The sequence below is a fragment of the Paraburkholderia sp. SIMBA_027 genome, from assembly GCF_046535315.1.
Classification (GTDB): Bacteria; Pseudomonadota; Gammaproteobacteria; order Burkholderiales; family Burkholderiaceae; genus Paraburkholderia; species Paraburkholderia tropica.
Map to the genome: position 1 here is coordinate 1 of NZ_JAWRWY010000674.1, position 268 is coordinate 268.

A 268-nucleotide genomic window follows, 5' to 3' on the forward strand; every position below is an offset into this window, starting at 1 on the left:
TGTGTTGGGTCGTCCCGGCCGGTGCGCCAGTGGTGAGGGTAGGTGAGCTGGCCAGGGACGCGGTGCTGTCCCGGAAGGGTTTGCCTATTCCCGGGCCAGGGCTCCGGATCGCCGTTCCGGTGCCCTCGGAGCGCCTGCAGAACCTGGTGGAGTTGGCCCGCACGGTGAGCGGCCAGCCCGTGACAGCGATTAACATCATCACCGAAGATTTGCAGTATCAGGTGGCAAGTGCCGGGATGGAACCGTACGTGTGCAGCCGCGAGGATTC

The 268-nt window shown here is 65.3% G+C and carries 1 protein-coding gene; it reads left to right on the forward strand.

Features of this window, described 5'->3' with window-relative positions; translation table 11 throughout:
- Window positions 1–80: 80 nt before the first annotated feature.
- On the forward strand, window positions 81–268 hold a 188-nt coding region (locus SB764_RS40715), incomplete at its 3' end, for a hypothetical protein (protein WP_410866858.1).